Source organism: Bradyrhizobium sp. CCBAU 21365 (assembly GCF_015291305.1).
GTDB lineage: Bacteria > Pseudomonadota > Alphaproteobacteria > Rhizobiales > Xanthobacteraceae > Bradyrhizobium > Bradyrhizobium elkanii.
Genome location: NZ_CP030036.1, coordinates 2465937 through 2489182, shown reverse-complemented (window position 1 = coordinate 2489182; position 23246 = coordinate 2465937). Strand labels below are relative to the sequence as shown.

Annotated in this window: 18 protein-coding genes; 8 read left to right on the top strand and 10 right to left on the bottom strand. The window is 58.9% G+C overall.

Annotated elements, in window-relative coordinates:
* Positions 1 to 219: 219 nt before the first annotated feature.
* From XI02_RS11495 to XI02_RS11485, 3 genes are read left to right on the top strand one after another with little or no spacing between them, the layout of a single operon-like run.
* Complete coding sequence (locus tag XI02_RS11495; protein ID WP_016840790.1) at positions 220 to 768, top strand: hypothetical protein; 549 nt, start codon at positions 220 to 222, stop codon at positions 766 to 768.
* Positions 769 to 822: 54 nt separating this feature from the next.
* A complete protein-coding gene (locus XI02_RS11490) occupies positions 823 to 1662 on the top strand; it encodes a type IV toxin-antitoxin system AbiEi family antitoxin domain-containing protein (RefSeq protein ID WP_016840791.1) in 840 nt (279 codons plus the stop codon).
* Positions 1652 to 2563: a nucleotidyl transferase AbiEii/AbiGii toxin family protein gene (locus XI02_RS11485; RefSeq protein WP_016840792.1), complete on the top strand. Its 912-nt coding sequence runs from the start codon at positions 1652 to 1654 to the stop codon at positions 2561 to 2563. Before XI02_RS11490 ends, XI02_RS11485 begins: the two co-directional genes overlap by 11 nt.
* Before the next feature lie 27 nt (positions 2564 to 2590).
* Here XI02_RS11485 and XI02_RS44865 read toward each other — a convergent pair whose 3' ends face one another.
* From XI02_RS44865 to XI02_RS11475, 3 genes are read right to left on the bottom strand one after another with little or no spacing between them, the layout of a single operon-like run.
* Positions 2591 to 3187 carry an HNH endonuclease family protein gene (locus XI02_RS44865; RefSeq protein ID WP_197971325.1) on the bottom strand — a complete coding sequence of 199 codons (597 nt, stop codon included), beginning with the start codon at positions 3185 to 3187 and terminating at the stop codon, positions 2591 to 2593.
* A 34-nt stretch (positions 3188 to 3221) separates the two neighbouring features.
* Complete coding sequence (locus XI02_RS44860) at positions 3222 to 3821, bottom strand: hypothetical protein (RefSeq protein ID WP_197971326.1); 600 nt, start codon at positions 3819 to 3821, stop codon at positions 3222 to 3224.
* On the bottom strand, positions 3818 to 6286 hold the full coding sequence (locus tag XI02_RS11475) for an NEL-type E3 ubiquitin ligase domain-containing protein (protein ID WP_233475508.1): 2469 nt from the start codon (positions 6284 to 6286) through the stop codon (positions 3818 to 3820). The genes XI02_RS44860 and XI02_RS11475 overlap by 4 nt, the downstream gene beginning before the upstream one ends.
* A 696-nt stretch (positions 6287 to 6982) precedes the next feature.
* Here XI02_RS11475 and XI02_RS11470 point away from each other — a divergent pair.
* Positions 6983 to 7804, top strand: a complete 822-nt coding sequence (locus XI02_RS11470) for a type IV toxin-antitoxin system AbiEi family antitoxin (protein WP_028344355.1) — start codon at positions 6983 to 6985, stop codon at positions 7802 to 7804.
* Between the two features lie 8 nt (positions 7805 to 7812).
* Positions 7813 to 8805 (top strand): nucleotidyl transferase AbiEii/AbiGii toxin family protein, encoded by a 993-nt coding sequence (locus XI02_RS11465; protein WP_233475507.1) that lies wholly within the window; start codon positions 7813 to 7815, stop codon positions 8803 to 8805.
* Between the two features lie 269 nt (positions 8806 to 9074).
* Here the strand turns inward: XI02_RS11465 and XI02_RS11460 are convergent, their stop codons facing one another.
* The 5 genes from XI02_RS11460 to XI02_RS11440 all read right to left on the bottom strand — a co-directional run bounded on the left by XI02_RS11460 (position 9075) and on the right by XI02_RS11440 (position 15316).
* Positions 9075 to 9413, bottom strand: a complete 339-nt coding sequence (locus tag XI02_RS11460) for a hypothetical protein (protein ID WP_016840796.1) — start codon at positions 9411 to 9413, stop codon at positions 9075 to 9077.
* 372 nt (positions 9414 to 9785) lie between these two features.
* Complete coding sequence (locus tag XI02_RS11455; RefSeq protein WP_129964879.1) at positions 9786 to 10199, bottom strand: hypothetical protein; 414 nt, start codon at positions 10197 to 10199, stop codon at positions 9786 to 9788.
* Between the two features lie 604 nt (positions 10200 to 10803).
* The gene (locus tag XI02_RS11450) at positions 10804 to 11010 is read right to left on the bottom strand and encodes a cold-shock protein (RefSeq protein ID WP_018270149.1); all 207 of its coding nucleotides are present in this window, start codon (positions 11008 to 11010) and stop codon (positions 10804 to 10806) included.
* A gap of 219 nt (positions 11011 to 11229) precedes the next feature.
* Positions 11230 to 12858, bottom strand: coding sequence for an acyltransferase family protein (locus XI02_RS11445; RefSeq protein ID WP_129964878.1), 1629 nt, complete (start codon positions 12856 to 12858; stop codon positions 11230 to 11232).
* Between the two features lie 1114 nt (positions 12859 to 13972).
* On the bottom strand, positions 13973 to 15316 hold the full coding sequence (locus tag XI02_RS11440; protein WP_129964838.1) for an IS1380 family transposase: 1344 nt from the start codon (positions 15314 to 15316) through the stop codon (positions 13973 to 13975).
* Positions 15317 to 15573: 257 nt separating this feature from the next.
* Between XI02_RS11440 and XI02_RS11435 the strand changes: the two genes are divergently transcribed.
* From XI02_RS11435 to XI02_RS11425, 3 genes are all read left to right on the top strand, one after another.
* Positions 15574 to 17547 (top strand): tetratricopeptide repeat protein, encoded by a 1974-nt coding sequence (locus XI02_RS11435; protein WP_246783619.1) that lies wholly within the window; start codon positions 15574 to 15576, stop codon positions 17545 to 17547.
* Between the two features lie 370 nt (positions 17548 to 17917).
* Positions 17918 to 19078 (top strand): MFS transporter, encoded by a 1161-nt coding sequence (locus tag XI02_RS11430; protein ID WP_018270146.1) that lies wholly within the window; start codon positions 17918 to 17920, stop codon positions 19076 to 19078.
* Between the two features lie 34 nt (positions 19079 to 19112).
* A complete protein-coding gene (locus XI02_RS11425; RefSeq protein WP_041482740.1) occupies positions 19113 to 19481 on the top strand; it encodes a DUF3088 domain-containing protein in 369 nt (122 codons plus the stop codon).
* 37 nt (positions 19482 to 19518) lie between these two features.
* Here the strand turns inward: XI02_RS11425 and XI02_RS11420 are convergent, their stop codons facing one another.
* Together XI02_RS11420 and XI02_RS11415 are read right to left on the bottom strand one after the other, a co-directional pair.
* Positions 19519 to 20451 (bottom strand): LysR substrate-binding domain-containing protein, encoded by a 933-nt coding sequence (locus XI02_RS11420; protein ID WP_168856698.1) that lies wholly within the window; start codon positions 20449 to 20451, stop codon positions 19519 to 19521.
* A gap of 605 nt (positions 20452 to 21056) precedes the next feature.
* Positions 21057 to 23093, bottom strand: a complete 2037-nt coding sequence (locus tag XI02_RS11415; RefSeq protein ID WP_233475506.1) for a prolyl oligopeptidase family protein — start codon at positions 23091 to 23093, stop codon at positions 21057 to 21059.
* Positions 23094 to 23246 lie beyond the last annotated feature (153 nt).

The following is a 23246-nucleotide window of genomic DNA, read 5'->3' as shown; positions in this document are numbered from 1 at the left end:
CCAATGCCTAAGGCAATCTCGACCAGCGCGGGGCGAACTACCGCGTGCGCATGGACTCCATGGGCTCAACGACAAGGCCGACATCGTCATCATCGGCGTCACGCCCGGCAAGCAGCAGGCTCTGGAAGCCCTACTCAGCTTCCGCATGGCGCTTACCGGCGCGCCTCGCTCGATGAGGCGGCGCAGCGCGCCAAGAATGCGGCCTCGTTCAAGGGGGGCATGCGCCTCGACGCGTGGTTGATGGACCACTTCGGCTTGCATCGGCTTTTCGGACTTACGTCCACGCTTGATCTCTTCGGATCCGCCGCGCACCGCGCGCATTACACGTCCGTCCTGCGCTATCCGGTCCTGAAGAGGTTCGGTAACTATGCCGGAGCCAGCCGCGTGATCGAGGAGACCCTAGCGGATGAACTCGCCGTGCTGCCCAAGGCTTGGCTTGTGCCGTTCGGGCCGAATGCGGTGCGCGCGCTCGAATATCTCGCGGCGGCCGGACGCATCGATGACGCGCGTATTCTAGACGGCATCTTGCATCCCGGCGGCCAGCAATGGAACCGCTACAACGTGCAGCTCGGTCTCGTGTTCGCGATGCCGCGCTTGCGGTCCCAGGCGGGCCTGAAGTTCTGCGGCGAAGCGCTGTGTGCGCTCGAAGGTCGCCGCCCTGTGTGGCGAAGGCGCGCGGCCTTAGACCGTAGCCTAATTTTCTGTCTCCAGCGGGCGGGCCGACGATCGGTTTACAAGATGTCAATTTTACGTACTACTGCTACTTAAATCGAGCAAAACTTAAACTAGCGCTTGGTTTGAAGGTATGCTATTTTGCGTAGCATGACGACGCAATTGCCAGGAAAACTAAACCAGCTCCGCCGGGATCTTCCGGAGGGGCTGCTCGTTGACGCTGCCTGGCTGAGCAAGCACGGCTACGCCACCAGCCTCGTCAGCAAGTATGTCGCGGCCGGCTACCTCGAACGACCGGCCGGCCGCGTGTACCGAAAGCCGCGCGGCGCCCTAAGCTGGGAGCAGGCCGTCATATCCCTTCAGACGCTTCTTTACCGCACGCCGCTGGCCGTCGGCGGCCGAACAGCGCTCGCGCTTCAAGGCTACGAGCATTACCTGCCTCGCGCCACGCAGCAAGTTCATCTCTACGGACCTTCCGCGCCGCCCGGTTGGCTCTCGAAGCTTCCCCTCTCCATCCGTTTCGTCTTCCACAACAGCGCTGCGCTCTTCTCGCCGGAAGCGGGCCTGCCGCCCAAAGGCGATCTCGACCGCGCCAACGCCGCGGCCGAGAAGGAAGCGGCCGAAAAGGGCTTCGTCATCCAGTCATGGGGGCAATGGCGCTGGCCGCTGGTGGTTTCATCGCCGGAGCGGGCGCTGCTCGAAGTACTCGACGAGCTTCCCGATCACGAGAGCTTCGAGACCGCGGACAAACTGGTCGAGAGCCTTTCGACCCTAAGCCCCAGGCGCATGCAGACATTGCTACAAGCCTGCCAAAGCGTGAAAGCCAAGCGGCTGCTCTTCTTCTTTGCCGATCGCCATTCGCATGCCTGGAAAAACAAGATAAACAAGGATCACGTCGATCTCGGAAGCGGCAAGCGCATGCTGGTCAAAGGCGGCGTGCTCGACCGTACCTATCAAATCACCGTGCCGAAAGGGCTCGATGCCGTTTAGCGACCAATACCGCAGACAGGTTACCCTGCTGATCCGCGTCGTCCCCCTGGTCGCGCAGGAAGACTGCTTTGCGCTCAAGGGCGGGACCGCGATCAATCTCTTCGTTCGCGACCTGCCCCGCCTGTCGGTCGATATCGACCTCACCTATCTGCCGGTGCAGCCGCGCGACCAATCGCTCAAGGAGATCGAGACCGCGCTCACGCGCATCGCCGGCCGCATCAAGGCACAAATCGGCGGGTGCCAAGTCACAGAGGGATTGACCGAAGGGCGCGTCAACAAGCTATTCGTCCAGCTCGGCGCCGCAACCGTCAAAATCGAGGTGACGCCGGTCCTTCGCGGCTGCGTCTATCCCGCCAAAAAGCAATCCGTGACCGATACCGTCGAGGACGAATTCGGCTTCGCCGAGATCCAGGTTGTCTCGCACGCGGACCTCTATGCTGGAAAGCTGGTCGCCGCGCTGGACCGCCAGCATCCGCGCGACTTTTTCGACGTGCGTGATTTGCTCGCCAACGAGGGCATCACCGACGATCTGCGAAAGGCCTTCGTCGTGTACATGCTCAGCCACCACAGGCCGATGGCGGAAGTCCTCGATCCGCCGCGCCGAGCTATGAAGGAGGATTATGAACACGGTTTCGTCGGGATGACAGAAGAGCCCGTCCCGCTTACCGAACTGGAAGCAACGCGTGAGGAGATGATCAAGGCGATCGTGGCCGACATGCCGGACGCGCACCGGAAATTTCTGGTCAGCTTCGAACAAGGCGCGCCGGAGTGGGATCTGCTGGGGCTGCCCGGGGTGCCCGATCTTCCGGCCGTCAAATGGCGCCAGCTCAATCTCGACAAGCTGCCCAAAGAAAAACGCGCGGTGCTGACGGCCGCACTGAAGAAAGCGCTCGGCGTCTAGGCGGCTCGCAGCCGCCCCTGACGCTTTTTAGCTGACGTCGATCGGCGACGTGCGCCATACGTCTTTGCCAAGCGCGATCAGCATGTCCTGCCGTTGTTCGATATCGTTCGCCGACCAGTTCTCAAAGGCTTGCAACTTTTCGTTGATGCGCGTGATCGACGAATTCCTCCCGACCGGGCTCAAGGCCACGATGCTGCGCGTGAGATAATGACCCGACTTCGCGTATTCGGGCTTCTTCTTCTCGAAGAATCCGTTGCTCGCCACGATGTTGATCGGCTTTTCCAGGAGCGTCACGTTCCCAAGCTTTACTTTGTAGTCATCGTAGCGCTTACCGGGATTGGCGGTGAAGGACTGGCGGAGATCGGCCTCCGGCGTGTCGGGCAGAATGTGCTCGATTTCGAGCGCGGTGAATTCGCCAAGGCCGCCGGGCCCCCTCATGCCCTTGAAGGCAATTTCAACATGCTGCGCCAGCTTGGCCAGCAAATAGCTCGTGCGGTACTGCTGCATCGAACCAAGTGTGTATCGTTTGAGCGTATTCGCCCAGCTCGGCATCCTTGCCGACCATGTTCTTTTGTAGCCGTTCTGCCACGAACTCTTTGAGCTTGGCTTTTTGCGCTTTCGCATCGGCAATTTCCGTGATCTCGCGCAGTTCGTCCGCTCATATCGAGAAATTGCGCTCCAGATCCTTTGTCGGAGTCTTGGTGAAGATGTAATAGAATAGGAAACTTTCAAGCTGCCGCACGAAGTGATCGAACAGCGCTTTGGGAAAGTTCGCGGCTGCCAGCAGCAGCACATAGTGCAAGCTGAATGCCGCGCCGCAAAGCTGCTGAAGCGTGTCCATGGCGGTGCTGGACGCGCCGTCATTACCACGGCCTTCGGTGACGCCAATGTAGCGCTCGACGCTGCGAATGATCTTACGGACGAGGCCGAACGAATCGCTGCGGTAGCCGCACAGCTCGGCATTGTCTTTGTCGATCAGCCAGTCGTAAATCTCGTCTTCGCGCACCACACCGTCCCGGCGCTCGTTCTTCAGCTTGTAATTCGCCATGATGAAATAGTGCAGGAAGCGCAGCGGCTTTTCCTTGTTGCGCTCCAATGGCCCCGTGATCTTCTTCCACTCGTCCTTAAGGTGTGTGAAACCACACTGGTCTCTCTCGGGAGCCGCGCCGTCGGTGCGACGGCATCCGAAAACAACATGACGTAGCGAGAGGCGGGTGGAAACAAGATCGACGCCCCTCGCAATCAGATGGCCGCTCACAGTTCAAGCCCGCGGTCCCCAAGCACCTGGCGCATCAGCGCGCCCTTAATTTCGCGGGCGATCTCCTCGCGGATCTGGGCTCCGAACTGCACCTCGGCCTCGCTGTCTCCGGTTAGGTGATGATCTGCGAGCCGTTGCTCAAGGCGGCTCGGAAACTCCTCGTCCATCGCCTCCCTGAGCCGGACCTGCATCTGTGCATGGGCTTCGGGGGCGATCCGGCTCACCACCGTCCCCCAAGGTTGCCAGTGAGTTGCCAGATAGTCGGCGAACCCCGCCTCCTCTTGATTGCGCACCTGCGTCTCGGCTGCGGTGAGATCGTGCTCAGTGACGTAGGAGACTTCATAGAACCGCATGTCCGGCGCGATGAGCTGCAGGTCCAGCCGATCACGTAGCTTGACCTGATAGGCGAGATAGACCTCGATCTCGTCGACGAACCGGAGCGAGTTGACCTTCTGACGGGCGATCGGATCGAGCGCGTTCAGGCGGAACAGGACCCGCGCCTGCTGGATGAGTTCACCGAGCCGATCGTCATAGGCCCCATCCTCGACATCAGCCTTCAGACGTGCGGTCTGCATGCCGTTCCAGGTCAGGGTGATGCGATCCTGGCAGGTCTCGCTCGCCCCGAAAGCCAGCTGAAAAAACTGCTGGCGCAATGGCGGCCTGGTCGCTGCCTGCCGCAGGTCCTCGGCCACCGCCTGTCTGAACTCGGGATTATCATAATTCACAGTCTTCTGCAGCTTGTCGAGGAAGAGCGCGTATGCCGGGGCACCCGCCTCGTCGGCGAAGTTCTGCCAGGCGGCGATCGCCTCCGGCTCGCCCTTCAACCAGTCCGCTACCGCCTCGGCTAGTGGCCGTTCCTGATCCACCGCCGTTCCCCCGCCCATCGAGAAGAAGACCCGCGGGCCAGCATAGTTCGGGGCATTCAGAGCTCCCGCCAAATTCGTCCGCACCTGCTCGGGCAGCGGATTGTCATCCACATAAACCATGCACCCAGAACCTAGCTGGGTTAGCAGGGTCTCCGGCAAGCCGATCAACCGGTTGTCGCGTGCCTCGAGCACCTGGAGCTCGGCCGGGAGGGTCGCGGGCAGGCTCGTCAGCCTGTTGCCGCTGACGTGGAGTCTCTGGAGCTCGGGCGGGAGTGTCTCGGGCAGACTATTCAGGTGGTTATCGCGGGCAAAGAGCAACTGGAGCTCGGCGGGGAGAGCATCGGGCAGGCTCGCCAGCCTGTTGCCATCGGCTTCGAGCTCTTGGAGGTCGGGCGGGAGGGTATCAGGCAGGCTGGTCAGCCGGTTGCCGCCGACGGCAAGCAACTGAAGTCCGCTCGGGAGGGCGTCGGGCAGGCTGGTCAGCAGGTTGCCGCGGACATCGAGGTCCTGGAGCCCGACCGGCAGGGTGTCGGGCAGGCTGGTCAGCCGGTTGCTGCTGACGGCGAGTGTCGAAAGCCCCTCGGGGAGGGTGTCGGGCAGCCCGGTCAGTTGGTTGCTGCCGATGACGAGTGACTGGAGTCCCGTCGGGAGGGCGTCGGGCAGGCGAGTCAATCGGTTGTTGCTGGCGCCGAGCGTCCGAAGTCCAGACGGGAGAGTGTCAGGCAAGTGCACAAGCTCGTTGTCGCTCACGTTGAGCGATTGGAGCCCGGGCGGAAGGGTGTCGGGCAATGTCGTCAGGCCTAAGTATTGCAGCTCCAGCCCTGCATAGACGTCGCCAGTTTCGCCCCAGGCTATTATTCGTCTTACCGCCTCTTGCCGATCCTCGCCTTCCGCCTGCCGCTCATCGCAGGCCCATTTGTCCAAGATCTGGTCGAGCCGCGATTCCCTGAGGACGGAGCCTTCGAAGTCCGCCGCACCGCCTGCAGGGCCAGAGGCCCGTGTGTCATGCAATGCTTCGGTCCACTGCGCTGCGGCCGGGGTGAGCCGGCCGCCTCCTGTTGAGGTATTGCCATCACCTCGCAGGGGCCGTCGGCCGAGAATTGCTGCCCCGAGATTTTGCTGCCAAGGATTTGCTGGGGTCGTTGCCCACTCCGGCGCCACGTCACTGGCCTCCGCCCACGAATGCTCCTCCTGACCGACACTATGCGTCGGCCAATCGGCAGCCGCATCCATGCCGTGCCAATAATCCGGCAGACTGAAACTGCCGGCTGGCAACTGGCCACCGCGATCCGCGGCCGTAAAAAGCACATATTGATTGATCCCTTGTCCAGAGAAGGCTGGCGGATCCGATGGCAACCGCGAGGTGCCCTGTCCGACGCGACCCTCATGCGGCATTCCCAAAGGATCCGCATCTCTGTTCGACACAACGTCCGCGTCGCCGAGCCTATTTGAACTGGAGGGCGGGCGCTCGTGCGGATGCAACTCGTTCAGGTGCTGCGGAAACCCCGCTTCGTCCGCCTGCTGCTCTTCCAGCCCATGATAGTACGCCCGATCGACATCTGGGGCCTCGAATGGGTTGAGCTTGTTGAACGGATCCATCCCATCTCCTTTGACAGATACGATTAGCTAATGCCGGAGCTGGATAAACACGTTCTCGCTACAAGGCTTGGCTTTCGAGAAGCTGACGAGGAATCAGAATGAGCGTAACTGTCCTGCGGGACGCTTAGCGCTTGATTGCCCGCGCTGGAGTTCAACATGCCGATGCCGGACCATGTCGGAACTTCGAGAAGCAGATTTCTGAGGCTCTCTCAAGAACGTCCGCGCTTGCCTTTTGAAGCCCGTCGGCGCGGCTACAAGGCATTGATCACGCGCTGAGCGTTTTCTTCCTGTCGCAAATACGGGTAGGCGATAACTTCAACAGCTTGGCACGGCTTTTCTTGTTAATCGACCATCCAGAAAAATTGCATTCGGTAGCACTGGACGGCTTTAGCGAAAGCGGCATTCCAAATCGTTTCCGAAACTACGAATATTTTCCTTCTCAATCTAAGCGCGCACTGTAACGAAGTCACCAGTTATAATTCTCATTGCGGTCTCCCGGTGGCTGCCAACTCGGGGCACGCGGATAACAGGCCTTCCGGGAGATTTTTGTTGGGCCGGGACAGGCTTGGTCCTGCGAAGGAACGACTGTAAGGCACCGGAATCGGTACAGTCCCATGTATGAAAAACACCACTTTCTACGGATTTTATAACATAGCTTTGTGTTGAAAAATACCTAGGTTCTGGGTATATTTATACATGATGCTTCGAAGCCGCCGAACTCTCGCTTCCTATCTAACGGATCTGCTCGCCGGTGGACGGATCTCGTTTACGCGGGACGAAGCGATCGCCGAACTGGAGGTAACTTCGCGGGGCTTCCTGGCCGCCGCCAAACGCCTGCAGAAGAAAGGGCAGCTTCTTAATCCGCGGCACGGCTTTTACGTCGTCGTCCCTCCACAGTACCTGGTGCGCGGTGCTCCACCGCCGCAGTGGTATATCGACGATCTCATGGAACACGAGGGGCACCCATATTATGTCGGATTGCTCAAGGCGGCTGAGATACACGGCGCGTCCCACCAGGCGGTCATGCAATTCCAAATCGTAACCGACAAACGGATGCCCAAAATCCGCGCCGGCCGCTCGATCCTTTCCTTCTTCTATCGAAAGGAAATAGGCGCTCTTTCGGGAGCGATCGTTGACCACAAGACCGATACTGGCCGCTTCAAGCTATCGTCGCCCGAACTCACTGGGCTCGACCTTTTGCGCTATATGCATGTGACCGGAACGATAGACAGCATTGCCACTGTCCTTTCTGATCTCGGGGCTAAAATGAAGGCGCACGAACTCCAGAAATTGGCACCCGCCTTTGAGCGGTCCGTTATCCAGCGCCTCGGATACCTGCTCGACTACGTCAAACACAGCCAGGCAGCCGAGTCACTTCACGCCTACCTGCAAAACGAAAAACTGCTGCCCTGGGTCGAACTCGATCCTTCCAAGCGTAGTAGCAAGACCCGCAAGCCGCCGGAACGTGACACACGCTGGAACGTGCTGGTCCATCGCCGTCCGGAGCTCGATCAATGATTCCAGCCATGAACATCGTTGCATGGAGTCAAAAAGCTCCATGGCCCGAAGATCGACAGGTCGAGCAAGACCTCATCATATCCAGGGCACTCGTTGAAATCTTCAAGGATGATTATCTGAAGAAAGAGCTGCGGTTCCGCGGAGGCACCGCTCTAAACAAGCTGCACTTCCCAAGCGCCTATCGGTACTCGGAAGACATAGATCTCACGCGCACGACGGAAGGCCCCGTGGGCCCAATTCTGGACCATCTCCGGGCTGTCCTGGAGCCATGGATGGGGCGGGCGCATTACGACCTCGGAGAGATAGGGCCTCGGCTTACTTTCACTATCAAGCCCGAAGATGAAAACGCCTCTCAGCCGATCCGCGTCAAAGTCGAGATCGCCACGCGAGAGCGCATTGCTTATGACGGGGCAAAGTCGTTTCCGTTCCAGGTCAAGAATCCCTGGTTCAATGACAAGGCGGACATTGCATCATTCAGCCGGGAGGAAATCCTGGCAACGAAGCTCCGCGCGCTTCTCCAACGTGACAAGGGCCGGGACCTCGTCGACCTTGCCAAAGCTGTTGCGTTGCTCGACGGACTAGACGCCGCACGCATCGTGGAGCTGTTGGGCAAATATCTAGGTGCTTCCGGCCAAGCCATTTCCCGCGCCGAGGCCGAGGAGCGCATGTGGGCGAAGCTGGAAGATCCATCGTTTTTGGCCGACGTGCGCCCGCTACTTGCCGCGGACGACGCCGAGGATTTTGATGCCGAAGCCGAGCGCGCCGCGTTCGTTACGGTCTTTACGAAGCTTGTAAAACGTATCCCCGGCCACGCCTGGCTGAGACGTCCGCCATGGCGAAGCAGTTCGAAATGCCTGAGCTGGCCAGCACCTGACCCTATGACTCGTCCCAGTGCACCGACCGCCTTTGCTGCTCCGGCCACGTACGAACTTCATTCGTTAGGCTCGAAGGCGTTTCAGCAGTTGTGCGTTAAGCCGCTCTGGATGTGGGAAGCGACGTGATGGTTCGTGGGACGCTGCGAAACTAGCTCGGCGGCATCGTGAGCCAGGGCGCGAAACAACTTACCGATCCCGTAGCCGCGGCCCGTGCGGCGGTCGAGCCGCGACGCGCCGTGGGATGCAGCGACCCGCAATGCTGCGCCGGAGTCTTCAAGGCCGGCAAACTCCGAATTTTCCCGCAGGCTTGCAAGCACCGCTCGCCCGGCGTCGGCAACGACGAATTCGAAGGCGCCATTGCTGGCAGCGTATACGTCAGTTCGTAGACGAAGCAGTCATACAGCTTGCGCTTCTGCTTCTTCCCCTCCGCCATCAGCAATGACGCGGATTTCGTGGCTCGCGCGGAGCTCGTCCATATCGGTTATCTCGGGGATTTGTCCGGCCTTGAGTTCCTCGACATAATCCTCGATCGCGATTTGCGCGTAGGCTTGCTTACGACCCGATTTCAGCCCGATCCCGAAATACCCCACTTCGACGCTCTCTTCCGGGCTAAGAATATCCGGCAACGTGATGTGAAGGTCCGATGCATTCCCCTTCACCAGTGGCGTAACGGCAAAGGCTGGCAGCGATGACGCCCCGCATCGCCGCCCGATGATTGTAATGGTAAGCGCCATCTCTGAAATCACGACGGGTGGATGGGCGCCCTACATACCAGCAGGTCAGCGCGATCTGGGTCTGCTCTTTCTGGCTGACCAACGCGCCGTTCGTAATTGGCGGCCAACTGCAACAAGCGCTTTTTGATGAACGGGTCAGCTTGCTCAGCAAGTTCCCGGACGGTTCGCGCCCTCTCTCTACAAAACTCGTCGTCCATAGTACCCCACCGAAACTGCCTTCCGGATAATGCCCGTGAAGAAGTGGGGCTGCATATGACCCAGGTTACACTGCAAGATATTTTTCCGCAGTTTTGATCGATGCCGCGCGAGATCGATAGCACTTCTGCCAAGGTCAGCTGCTGTGCGCGCCTCGCACCTGGTCGGGCTCCCGCTTCATGCTGTACGTCGATTGAATCCACCTTTCCTGCGGCGTCGCCGCGGCCTCTGACGAAGACTGCGGGGAGTAAGTGATTTTGCCGCATCTGTGACCGCTTGCGCAGCGACTTCGCTGCGCGAGGAGTCGATCGTTGATCGAGGTGACTCTCTTTGATCGGCGACGGCCCTTTCGAGCGCAGAGAGGAATTGCCGGCCGTCTTCGGTAATTTCCCAGCCGAACGCATCGCGAAAGACATACTTCGCCGAAAAGATATTCAGGTCCGGCGCGTGTTCGGCCAACCGCTTCATGCGATCGGTCCAGTCGCGGCCGCTGTTCATCAGGATCTCCACGGCGCGTCGGACTTCGGCAACGGAAGCCCGCCCGCCAGGCTGGCCGGCCAACACTTTCAGGACGGTCAGCTGGAAGGACACTTGCCGTGTCTCCGATGGCTGTGTGTGTGCAGTTTCCCTGCAATGGATCAATGTCAGGGGCGGATCGTCAACAGCACGACGCCGTTAACCTCAACTATATTGGCTAATCCCGCGGGGCCAGCTCCTGGGATTTGACCTCGCCCTCGCTCAAGCTAATGCACGACTCTTCATCGAGGGCCGGTACGTCAGCGTAGCAGGACAGACCCGCAGCCGGAGCGCCGCGCGCCCATTGTCCATAACGGACGAACTCCACTATGGGAGCTCCTCCACACGCTACAGCATCGCTCTTAGATCGTGAGCGCCGGTCGGCGCATCGTGACTTCAGGCGATACATGCACCTCTCGACCTGTCGGGCACGAGCGTACGGTTCGGACCGTTCATTGCTACCGACGATTTCCCGCCACGCCCAACCTGCACGAGGAAAGAAAAAAGCTGGAACTGCCCCGGCATTGGAGATCGACGGCTTGAATCAAGCCTTTAAGCAGTATTGCGGCATAGCCTTGGTTGGAAACGACGGTCGTACGGCAAGCGTCCGGTGCACCGGCGCCAGACGCTGGTACGAGAATCCGCCTAGCAGGCAGACGCTTTCCGGAGGCGAACTGGATCAGCCAACCCTTAGATCCTCGGCCGACATTTTGCCCGAACGGCCTGCCTTGAGCTGGTAACTTACCCGTGCCCCCTCTTCGAGGGTGGTGTAACCGGCCTTTTCGACGGCGCTGATGTGCACGAAGACATCGGCACTTCCGTCCTCCGGCCGAATAAAGCCATAACCTTTGGTCGAATTGAACCACTTCACAATACCCATTGCCACGGCGGCATCTCCATAAGTGAACCGTTGTGATCTAGCGAAGAGTCTCGCAGCCATCAAGGTGGACAAAGAGACGCCGGTTCGCTGCACCCGTCACGTCCGCGACCTCTTTGTCGTATAACCTACGCGGCCCGAACGCTCTGCGCAGCCGGCAGCAAGACCTAATGCTGAAGCCAGTTCGCCTCAGGGCCTCGGAATCCGAATGACGTCTGAACCTTCGACTCATTCTTCGCGCGTGACCGCGTTACAGGAGAGTTGCAGAGCGGAGATCATGGCACGCTCATCCGCAGCCGAGCTGGAGCGAATGGTGCGGTCGCCCTTGCAGAACCAGGCGGCCGTAAACTCCTTCGCACAGCCCGGAGCAGGATCACCGATCCGCGCCGTGCCTGCACTGAAAGTGCATGCGTCCTTGCCGTTACAGGCTGCTGCAACCGCACCCGTGGCGTTGCCACGCGCCGAGATCCAGCGGCAATTGCCGCCATACGTGGCAGAAACGACCGAAATACCTGATTGGGTGACGGCATCCCCGGCCGCATCACGCAGCGCATACGTTGCGGCCGCGCCGACGAGAGCGGCAAGGCCAATGCTTCCCAATCGTACCAGGCGCCTGCGCTGTTCTAGCGAGGCCGCCTGATAGCAGCTGCGAATTCGCCTTCGGGCCGGTACCTCCAAGCCAAAATGCAGCAGGATCGCGACGCAGGTGGCCAGAGTGAAAGCAAGCGCGAGCGCGCCGAGATGGCCCAGCAGTTGGCTTGCGGTTTCCCAACGTACCACCGGAAAACGCCGGTAGATAATGATGTGTACAAGATAAAGCGCAAAGCTGGCCTCTCCGAGGAAGACGAGCCACCTTGCCGACAACAGCCGTCCTGCACTGCTGACGGGCTGAGCCGCCGCGACAAGGATGAGCGCAATCGGTGCCGCCAGAGCGATATTGTTGCGCCCAATATCGAACAGGCTCATGGCCGCCCCAAATGGCGGCTTGTGGGCGGTAAACCAGAACACCCAGCCTATCGCGCCGACACCAACGATTGCGGCGATATCGAGCAAAGCTCGAGATGGTCTGAAATCCTGGGCCAGCCACGCTTCATGGAGCTTCGCCAAGCAACAGCCGAGGACGAATTCCCATACCCTGCAAAAGGGCGAAAAGTAGACGATCCAGAGGAGAAGCGTGTTCTTCCAGTTCGGCAGAGCCGCACCCGTCCCATAGGCATGAAGCGCAAACAGATTGATGCGGCCCTGAAGCATGTACACCGCAAGGTCGATGCCAAGCTCGATTGTGCCTGCGCCAATCGCACATAAGATCGCCGCCGGAGCAGTTCTGATCCGCGCAAGTACCGGGCAAACGAGCGGAAAAAAGAGATAGAAGAACCATTCGGTGCTGACTGACCAGGAGACGATGCCGATCTCTTCGTACTGCCAGACGGGGGCAGCACCGGCTACATTTGCGAAGAACCAGGTTTGAATCATCCCGAGTTGAAACGGGACAATGTGCCACGAAAATCCCTCGGTTGCCGCCTTAGTTCCGAGAAGCCATGGCCAGACCATCGGTCCGGTCAAGAGCTCAACGAGAAAGAGAATAACAAACAGAGGATAGATTCGGGCTATGCGCGCCACGAGAAATTCAGGGATCGCTTTGCGCGGGCTGCCGGCAATCGAGCTGCCATAGTTATATTGAATGACAAAGCCACTCAACGTGAAGAAGACGGACATTCCGAACAGGCCCAGCGTCCCGATGCTGATATCGAGTGCAAGACTGGTACCCTCCAGGAACAGGCTTCCACCGTGAGACAATGCCACTGCTGCTGCCGCGACAAACCGGATTCCGGTCAGCGCGGGTATCTGCTTAACCATCGGTGTCGCTCGTCATTTGCGCGTTGGGTACAAATCCTGGCGATCGATGGCGCAAGGGCAGTCTGCTGGAGAAGGAACGCGATAGCGGCCATGAGGACCGATCGCATTGCGCGAGCCTGCCATGCGACCAGCCAGGTTCCTTCGGTAGCTCAAATCAAAATCAGAGCGACCGCAGCACCTTATTGGCAAGCCCGCTAACGCTGAAACTCTGCCTTCTGGTAGGGGGATCGGATTCGAATATTCCGCTCGACCGGCTCTGGCGCAAGGGACGTCCCTTGACCGGGCGCCGCAATACTTGCTGAACCCGTGCTTGCTCCCGGAGCGCCATCACAAAATGACGAGTCGTTGCCAGCCAATTTGCTGGCTGCGTTGGGCGCCGAAAGTGCCCGATGCAAGTCCAGATCAGCGCAGAGCAAGGAACTGCATTGGCGACGCGCGACAAAGCCCAGCTCCAGTTACAGCGGGTCCAAGCGCCAGATCGGGTCGTTTGGTAGCGCCAGTCTGAGCCGCGCTTTCAATTTCTTTGACAGCGACGGTCAAGGAATCTCGCTGCGGATTGGTGCAGCAACTCATTATTCTTTTCCTGCACGACTGGCCGCGCCTTCGCTTGGCCTGGCGTGCCAGAGAAGGAAAGGAAACGTGATGACAAAGAAGATCGCTGAGATCAAGACCACCATCCGCACCACCACTCCGTACACGGGTACGCTTTAGGGTTGGTTCGACGGGTGCCTTGAATGCATCCACCTGATGAGAGCATAGCGGCATCGGAGGGTGGTCCTTGCGACCACCCTCCTTTGTGAGACGTTTCGGGAGAGTAAGATGGTTGATTTGATCCAGCAGCGCATCGCTCCGTCCATATTGTCATCCGTCGAGATCAATCCGATCACGATCTTGAAGACGGAGCCTGGCATGGCACCGGTGCCGACGATCAAATCGGCACTCGCGAGCTCTAGCCCGTCTTATTCACGATGTGCCCGCGTGAAGAAGGCCACATTTGCGTTCCCCGGGGTGGGGTCGCGAGTGAGGGTTGCGGAGTTTTCCGCGGTTTGCGTCGAATGTGGGGAACGCGTTTGAGGAGCGATGGGGATGAACGGGGCATCAGCCGCCCCGTTGGTCACGGCGGTTGAGGGAAGAATGCGTTGACAAGGCCGCGGAACAGGTCGGCCTCGGGACAGGCTGCGGCGAAGGCGATGCGGATCCGGCTTGTGGTCTCGACGATGCGAGCGGCGATCTTGAGAAGTCTGAGCCTGATCGTTGCGAACTCGGCGGTGGCGAGGTCGCGCAGTTTCGGGATCCTGTCGCGCACGACGAGCACGAGCCAATAAGCGGCGGTGTGGAGCACGAGGCGGACCTGATTGGCGAGCGCCGAGCGGCAGCTGGTCCGATCGGAAGCGAGCTGGCTCTTGTGCAGCTTGATCAGGTTCTCGGCCTGTCCACGTTGGCAATAGAGGCTGTCGTAGATCCATTGAGCCGAGCCGATGCCCAGGCTGGTGACGACATAACGGATATCGAGCCCGTGCTCGCTCGCCTCGATGCGGGCGACGATGCGGCGCTCGTGGTGCCAGGAGCCGGCGGCGTGGCGGACCTCGGTGTAGTCCCGCACTACCGCCTTGCCTTCGATCGCCCGTTCGACGCGGACCGCGTCTGCGATCTGCTCGACCTTCACGGCGAGCGGCTTGGTCCCGGCCACGGCGAAGACGTAATCGATGCCGTTTTGCTCGCAGAACTCCATGGCCTCGGGGCGGGCGTAATGACTGTCGCCGCGGAAGGTGATGCGCGTCGTGGGCCAGCGCTTTCGAATGTGACGGACGAGGCGGCGCAGATGGGCACGAACTTCGAGGCCGCCCGGCACCTTGCCCGGGCGCAGAACGACCGCAACCGGCCGGCTGCGCTGGGTATCGTAGACATGGATCGGCAGAAAGCAGTGCTCGTCGTAATGGGCGTTGAACAATGATAGCTGCTGACGCCCATGCACCACGTCGACGGTGTCGTCGATATCAAGCGTCACAGCGCCCGGCGCGCGTGAGTAGCTGTCCATCCACAGGTCGACAAGCGCATAGCTCAGTCGGATCGTCTCGCGCAGGTCAGGGGCATTCTCCAGCCGCGACAGGGTCGGCTGCGAGCAGAGGTTCAAACCGCTGTCCGGTAGACGGCCGCAGGCCAGCTTGAAGGCCGGATCGCTGCGCAGCTGGTCGAGATCATTGCCGTCCTCGTAGCCGCACGCGATGGCGAAGATCCGGGCGCGGATCAGATCGACAAGGCGATGTGCGATGCGGGCCGGATCGCGCCGCTCGGGAAAAACGCGCGCCAGTTTCTCCGAGACCTTGGCATGACCGTCGGCCAGCGACAGCAGCATGACGCCTGCATCCGACGTCAGTCGCCCGCCATCGAAAGCGGCTGTGATCTTCTTGCGTCCGACCGCTGGAAATATGAAGGGCAGAATTGTATCGTCGACCATGGCGGGTGTGGCGGCCTCAATGTCAGCGCAGAATTGGTGTCAGCAACCGAATCCTACGCCCCATCAGCGGCTTACGCCACACCCGCCAGCCACTTCAAAGCTCATCGTGAATAAGACGGGCTAGTTCCGACCTTTCCGTCGTTGACGGCGACTGGCGGATCGGCGGCTATCTTGCCGGCCTGCAAGAGCTGATCGACGCCGAACTGCGGTGGGCCGATGAGAATAGGCCAAAACTGGTTGAGACGGCCCAGCAATCCTTGAAGCGGCTGTTTCCTCTCTTGGTCAGCGATGCCTTTACCGTGCCGAAGGATCTCACCAATACCTCAAGTAAAGAGGAGCGTACACGCTTCTATCATCATGAATATCAAAACAAGCTCCTGGTCGGGTTAGCCGAATTCCTGATCCGGTGCGCCCAAGAGCGCAACGAGCGTCACATCATCGTCATCGACCGGGCGGCCGCCCTGTCCGCCCCGGCCAAGAACCTGATCAAGCTGCTCGTCAGGCTGGACCACGATGCGCGCCTGTTTCGCTTTGTCCTAATCGATTACGAACAACGCCTCTATTTCCAGGACGCCAGCGAAGTTCATTTCGGCAGATATAGCTTGCAGGAACTGGGGCCGATCCTGGATCGGGAAGTCGCTGCGGAGAAACAGCGGCAGATTCATGAGGCAAGCGGCGGAAATCCACTGATTGCGGAGGCTTTAAGCACATGCGTAGCGGCCGGATTGCCGGTCATCGGCTACCTCGACCCCGTCGCGATCGTGGACCTTTATCTCGCCAGCCTCAACACCGGGGAACGGCACAGCCTGCTCAAATCGTACATTGAATCCGACTGCACGACGCCTGATCTCATCGCGCAACGAAACTATGCAATTTTCGAGCAGACGACCGCAGATCATCTGCATGAGCAGTTGCACCGCGCTTGCCTGGACCGCTATCTGGCGGACGAGGCGCCGCTCGTCATGCTTCATGCACTATCGATACGGGACAAATACAAGCGTCTGGAACTGCTTGCAGAACCGAGTCAGATCCTCCAAAGCATCGGTTTGTACGATCTCTGGTTTGGCTATTTCGGTGAAATTTTCGCCGATCCTGCGCTCCGCACCTTCGGCCCGGGAGACGCTCCGGCAAACGCTGCCTTCATCAACGCGGCTTTTGTGCTGTATTCGCTCGGCTGCGGCCGGGTGTCGGTTCCCTATCTGGATGAATTCTACAAGGCATTCCCGAAGAGCCGATACACGCCAACGGTTCTCTATGCCCAATCAATGACGTATGGACGCTATCAGCAGCCGGTCAATCTCACCGTGGCCGAAGAATACGCGTTGCGAAATCTGGAGACCATCGAACGAGATTTCAAGGATCACGACAAGTACGACTATATCAAGGTGTTTGCAGAGAACGCATATGCCTATATTAAGGCCAAGCAAGAGAAGTATGACGAAGCCCTCACCCTTTGCGCGGAAGGCCATGGCAAGATGCTTCAGGCCTATGGCGGGGAGCGTTTCAAGCTTCACCAGTCGATTCTGATCTACAACACCAGTCAGGTCTATGAACTCATCGACGATCTTCCTCGAGCAGAAAAGCAGCTGCGTGAGGCGATTGCCCACGATCCCTATTACGGCGAGTACCACAATGACCTGGGGAACCTGCTTTCGAAAGTAGCCGGAAGGGAAGCTGAGGCTCTACAGGCATATGCGCGCGCCATTGAGCTGTGTCCCCCCTATTACGAAGCCCATCTGAACAGGGCCGCACTTCGCAACAGAATGGGATATGCCGCAGGCGCCCTGGCCGATCTCGACAGAACGCTTGTCATCAAGCCAAACGAATGGCGAGCTCACTTCCAGAAGGGCAATATTTTGATGCGGCAAGATAGGCCGGAAGCTGCTCTGAAGTCTTATCTAGCGGCAGCCGATATCGATCCCAAGAATCCCGATTTACAGAGCAACCTCGGCCTTGCCTATTCCGAGCTTGGCAAGGCGAGCGAGAGCATCGCGCACTATCTTCGAGCCCTTGAACTCAATCCTCGGCATGCGCTCACGCACAACAATCTCGCCATCGAGTACTTCAACGAGGGTCGGCCAGATATGTCACTGAACCACGCCACGGTCGCAGTCGAGATTGGGGGAGATCCAGACTACCTCCTCACTCGTGAGCACATCCAGGCAAGTCTGCAAGCTGACCTGGCTTCGCGGCGCAACCGAGCTTCTGCGCCTTCCGCCGAACAGTCATGAGCTTGCGGCTCATAGCATTGATTGCCGTCGAAGCCGACGACGTGCGGCAGGATCTCCAGGTTAATGGTAGCAGGCACCTGAAAGCTTAGGGCAGAGTCTGGCGGATCCTGTTGCGCGACAAGTGATGCAAATTCATAGGATCTGACCAAGCAGGGGGAACCGCGTTGGCCAGCATTTGGTCCCGAAACACCGCCTGCCACAGACAGGGAGGCAGATATGGTGCCTTTTGACCAGTCGCGCGGTTGGCGAGAGCGTTGGTTATGCCCCTTCTTTGTCATCCCATCGATGTCACGGCACGAGACCAGCGTCATCTTCGCTTCTGCATCAAGCGATATCCACACGATGGCGTGTTCGATGAGCTAGGTTATAGATGACTGGTGCAAGCACACGGCAGTTCGTTTATCTGTCGCATTTGATCATTCAGATCGGCGGCTGGGCGTTTCGAATTGGCATCCTGATCGGCCTTCTTCAATCCGGCATGAGCGCCGCGGGTCTCGGCGTTGCCGTCAGTTTTGCGCCTATCATGCTTGGGAGCCTCTTCTTGTCGCCATTGGTCGACAGACGTAATCCGATCTCCGTCATGATGATCGTCAATGCTATTCGCATCTTCGCGCTGCTCGCCATCTTCGGCACCGACGGCGCCGATTCCTTTCTGAGCTATGCCTCAATCGGCGTCCTGAGCCTGGTGCAGCCCGTCTACTTGTCTGCAGAAGTTTCTTTCTTCCGTCGTATCACATCGGAAGACGACATGATCTCGGTGTTGCGCAACATTGCCAACATTGACTGGCTCACCTATCTGCTCGGAATGTTTGCGGGTGCCATGCTCTCCGACCGATTGCATTTGCCTGGCGTTTTGGCGTTCAACTTATCGGCGATCATCCTGTCCTTGATCGTGCTCCTTGGTATTAAGCAGCAGTTCAAAAGGACACCAACAGTCCTTGAGGCACAGCCCTCCGGAACCATCCTAGACCTAGCACCTCTTTATCCCGCATTCTTGGCTGTATTTTTGCTCAACCTCGGCGCCGGCATCATCAATGTCTATCCTGCTATACGTGCAACGGCTGACGGGGTTCTCGATAAAAGCGTTCTATTGACGATCGTCATGACCAATGGAGTTTTGGCCTTGCTGGGAGCGCTCGCCGTCAAGCCGATTTACAACCTGCTCGGCGCCTTGCCAACCATCGCCGGGGCCGCAGTGCTGCTTGCGGCATGCCTTGCCATCATGTCGCTCGATGCTGGCCTGCCCGTAGTCATCGCATCAAGCAGCGCAATGCTCGGCTTTGGCCAAATATTTGCCGCTGCCGCTCACAGCCACATGGTCTCTTCAGTGGCTCCGGATCGAGCCGGCCGCCTTTCCGGGTTATTTCAATGTTGTACCTATGGCGGCGTCGCGGGAAATGGCATTGCTCTGTCGCTTTTGAGTGATCGGCTCCCCTTCGGCATGATCGTGTTGCTATGCGCGGCGAGTGCATTTGTTGCTTTCGCCGTCGCGAGCCTTGCCATAATCAGATCAAGACATTCTCACGCTTGAGGTCCTGTCGCTCGCTAGATCAGGGATGCATACGATGCCATGGGATCAGCTATTTCTTTTAGAGCGCCCCTTTTCAGATCCGGCCTTGCCGGGACGAGAATTCTATTGCTGGCAATGCTTGCTGTTGGACGGGATATTGTCCGCATTTCCAAGCCGCGCTGCGAGGCTGGACGTTCGTCGGATTGCCTGGGCCAAGCCACGAACCGCACTCATCGAGAGGCTTGGCCAGGATCATCAGTCCGCCCCCGTTCTCATCTTCGAGAAGAGTAGCATCGCACCGGAGAATGCGAAGTACGCGAACGGGCTCGCCTATGTCGACGATTCATTTGCAATTCTTCATCTTTTAGCTCTGCGCCACGGGTTCCCGGCCCCTTATCCGGGAAGAGTGACGCTTTGCCCATGATGGTCATCAACGCTTTGACGCCCGCATTGGCCTAAGTCTAATTGAGAGTGGCCCGCTCGATCTCTCGAGTTGCAACCTGCAAAGACGATAGCGGATCCTGACTGAATATTTCTGACAGGACCCATCGTTCAAACTCTTTAACAGCCGCCATATTTCGCGCGTGCCCATTGACAAACATGTAGATTGAGCGATTGACCGGCGCAAAGCCAAACGGAGCCACAAGTTCTCCCTTCTCAAGGTTGCTTCGAACCAGAACTTGCGAAGATATTGCGGCGCCAAGCCCACTTTTTGCTGCCTCGACAGCCAAGGAAAATGTATCGAACACGACGAGGCGCGACCCCTGCAAGCATATTGCAGCTGCGCTTGCCCATTCGTTCCAGCCGTCCATCCTGGCGGCCTCGTGAAGGAGAGGAATCGATAGAATGTCTGCCGGGCTTTTGATCGTCTCGAGCATAGCAGGCGCGCAAACAGGACCGATCAGCTCGTTCGATACGTGCACTTCACGGACGGGAAGCGGTCGCTTCAACAGGCCGGAAACGAACAATACGTCCACGGCCCCAACAGCCAGCGCGTCCAGATCGGCGTCAGTTTCAAAGACAAAATCGATATCCTGATACAGTTGGCGGAACCGACCGATCCGGGGCAACAGGCCGTGCGACAAAAATGTGGTTGAACAGCCCACCACCACTGAACGTCCTCCATCGCTCCTTCGTAGCTCGTAGCATCCTTTCTCCAGCATTGTGAACGCGCTCGCACAGCTGCGCTTGAGCTGCTCGCCGTCGGATGTCAGCCGCACGCCCGAGCTATGGCGAACGAATAACCTTCTGCCGAACCAATCCTCAAGAAGCCGCATCTGGTAGCTTACCGCGCCGGTCGTCATGTTTAACCGCTCGGCGGCCCTTGAGAAGCTTGGAAACTCGCTGACCGCCTCAAACAGATGGAGGCTTTTCAGAATAGGAAGCTTGCGCATCTGACTTACTTCATGGCGTCGCAGACTGCGATGAGTCGTTGTTAGTGGCCTATGATGCGCCCGATTTATCTTAGGCACCAACGACGCTATTGATGACTGGCCGGACGCGCTTGGCCACTGACACCTCTTCGACATGGCCGATCAACGCGAGTTCACCGACCAAGCCCCTGCCTCAGTTTCGATCTGGTCTCGATCGAGGCTTACGGAGCTTCGGATCTGGTGGCTCCTGGCGCGCTTATATGACGGATCCCGTTTGGCGGCGTGACATTGCTGCGCTTTCTCCCCGAAAAGATGGAACGAGCTTTCGACTTGGAACAACAAGTCCTGGGTCAATCAGGCTATGCAATACTTTGCCCGTCGGAGATACCGCCGGGCTCGCCACACTGGCAAACGAGCTGCTAGTTGGGATTGCGCTCGCACGCCTCTCGCGCCCATGGAACTGCTCCAATCACTCTCAAAATCCGGCATTGTACCTTAGCCGCTGATTGGATGGCTCTCTGCTATCGCCTCCCGTCCGCCTCGATCAATTCAGCCAAGGAACGTGGTGACATCGAGATATGCAATGACCTGGATTTACCTGCTTCGATTCGAAGCTTGCGCCGAATTTAATCAGAACAAAGCCGCTTCGATGCATAGGTATATTCAAGCGCTAGTCGACGCGCATGTTCGACCAGATTGGCCGCGGCGCTGTGTCCTCCGTCGATGTTCTCGTAGTAGAAGTAGGGCTGACCGAGCGCAGCTAGTCTCGCAGCAGCCTTCCGGCCGTGCGCCGGATGGACGCGGTCGTCCTTGGTGGAGGTGAGAATGAAAGGAGCGGGGTAGGTCTTGCCCGGTACCAGCTTCTGATAGGGCGAGTAGGCTTCGATCCACGCACGCTGCTCGGCGATGGCAGGATCACCGTACTCGGCAATCCAGGAGGCGCCTGCGCCGAGGCTGGTGTATCGAAGCATGTCAAACAGCGGCACCTGGATGATCGCCGCGTTGAAGAGCTCGGGACGTTGGGTGATTGCGGCGCCAACGAGTAGGCCGCCCTGGCTGCCGCCGATTACGCCCAGCCGTCGCGGGCTCGTGATCTTGCGACGAATCAGGTCCTCGGCAACGGCAATGAAATCATCCCATGTCGTCTGCTTCGTTGCTCCCTGGGCTGCTTGATGCCATTGTGGACCAAACTCGCCGCCACCGCGCAGATTCGCAACGACATAGGCATTGCCCTGCTCGAGCCAGAGCCGCCCCACGGCTCCGAGATAGGATGGCAGAAGCGAAGCCTGGAATCCGCCATAGCCATAAAGAAGTGTCGGGATCGCGCCGTCAAACCTCGCGTTCTTCGGCCGCACCAGAAAATAGGGAATTGACGTGCCATCACGCGAAGTCGCTTCGAACTGGTCTACGACGTGATTGGACGCATCAAAGGCAGTAGGTGTCGTCTTCAATTCCTCAAGTTTTTCTGTTTCGGCATCAAAATACCAGATTGACGTTGGCCTGAGATAGTTCGAGATGGCGAACATCGCCTGGTCCGCTTGCTCGGACGTGGCAGACACGCTGACATTTGCATGTTGCGGCAGCTGGATCGGCGTCACCGACCAGGCTCCCTGATCGTACTTGTAAACGAACGCTTTGCTCTGAACGTTTTCAAGGATGGTCAGGATCAACAAATTCTTTGTGCGACTGACCCCGCTCAGGGCCTGGCGGGGCCCAGGCTGGAAGACAAGCGAGGCTTTGGCGCGTAGCGGATCCTGTTTCCATTCGGCCAGATCATACGAAATCAGCGAGCCGGTCCCAAACCTGACGTCACCGGGCTCCCATTCTTCGTCAAGTTCCACAAGCAGGCGGCCGCTCGCGAGCCCGACTATTGCGGCCTTCTTCGGGAGATTGAGCCTGATGGGCCCATCGGGGCGGAACACCACATAATCACGCTCGACAGAGCTGATGAAACGGATGGCGCCGGTCGCATGGACTTGACCTTCGCTGTCTCGAAGTACCAGGGGCACCGTCTGAACGTCGGTAGGCTCGCCGCGAAAGATCTCGCGAGCCCTACTGAGCGGCTGAGCGCGTTTGAGCTCCTTCACTACAAAGGGATAGCCGGCCTGCGTCAATGACCCCTCGCCCCAGTCCCGTGCAACAAGGAGTGTGTCACCATCGACCCAGCTGACGTTCTGCTTGCCCTCTGGAAGATAAAAGCCGCCCGCAACGAAGGAGTTGGCCTCGCGGTCGAACTCGCGTATGGACGCGGCATCCTTGCCGCCGTCGGAAAGATGAATCAGGCAGAGGCGCTCTTCAGGCCGAAGAGAGCTGCCACCTTGAAAGACCCAGTTCCTGTTCTCGGCGACGGCCAACGCGTCCACGTCCAGGATGGACTCCCACTGTGGATCCTCGCTACAATAGCTCTCCATAGTGGTGCGCCGCCATATGCCACGCACATGATTCTCGTCTTGCCAAAAATTCTCTAAGCCGCGCCGTCCCAACGAAACGTATGCAATCCGATCCTTGGCCTGCAGGATAGAGAGCGCCTGTTCGTAGAATCGCCGATACCGCGGATCTGACTGGAGCACCCCAAGTGTCTTCTCGTTCTCGGCGCGAGCCCATGCCAACGCGTCTTGTCCTTCGATGTCCTCGAGCCAAAGCGATGGATCATTCGTCGTCATAGTCGTTCGCTCCTGTGAAATCGCCGTGGACGTGGCTCGGGCAATCGAAGGCAGCGCGGCAGAGAGGCGTGATGTGTTCAAAAACTTTCTCCCGATGAGGCCGATGGGCCACGCTCGCACACCTAGCGCCCCTCGAGCAGAAGCAGCGGAAAG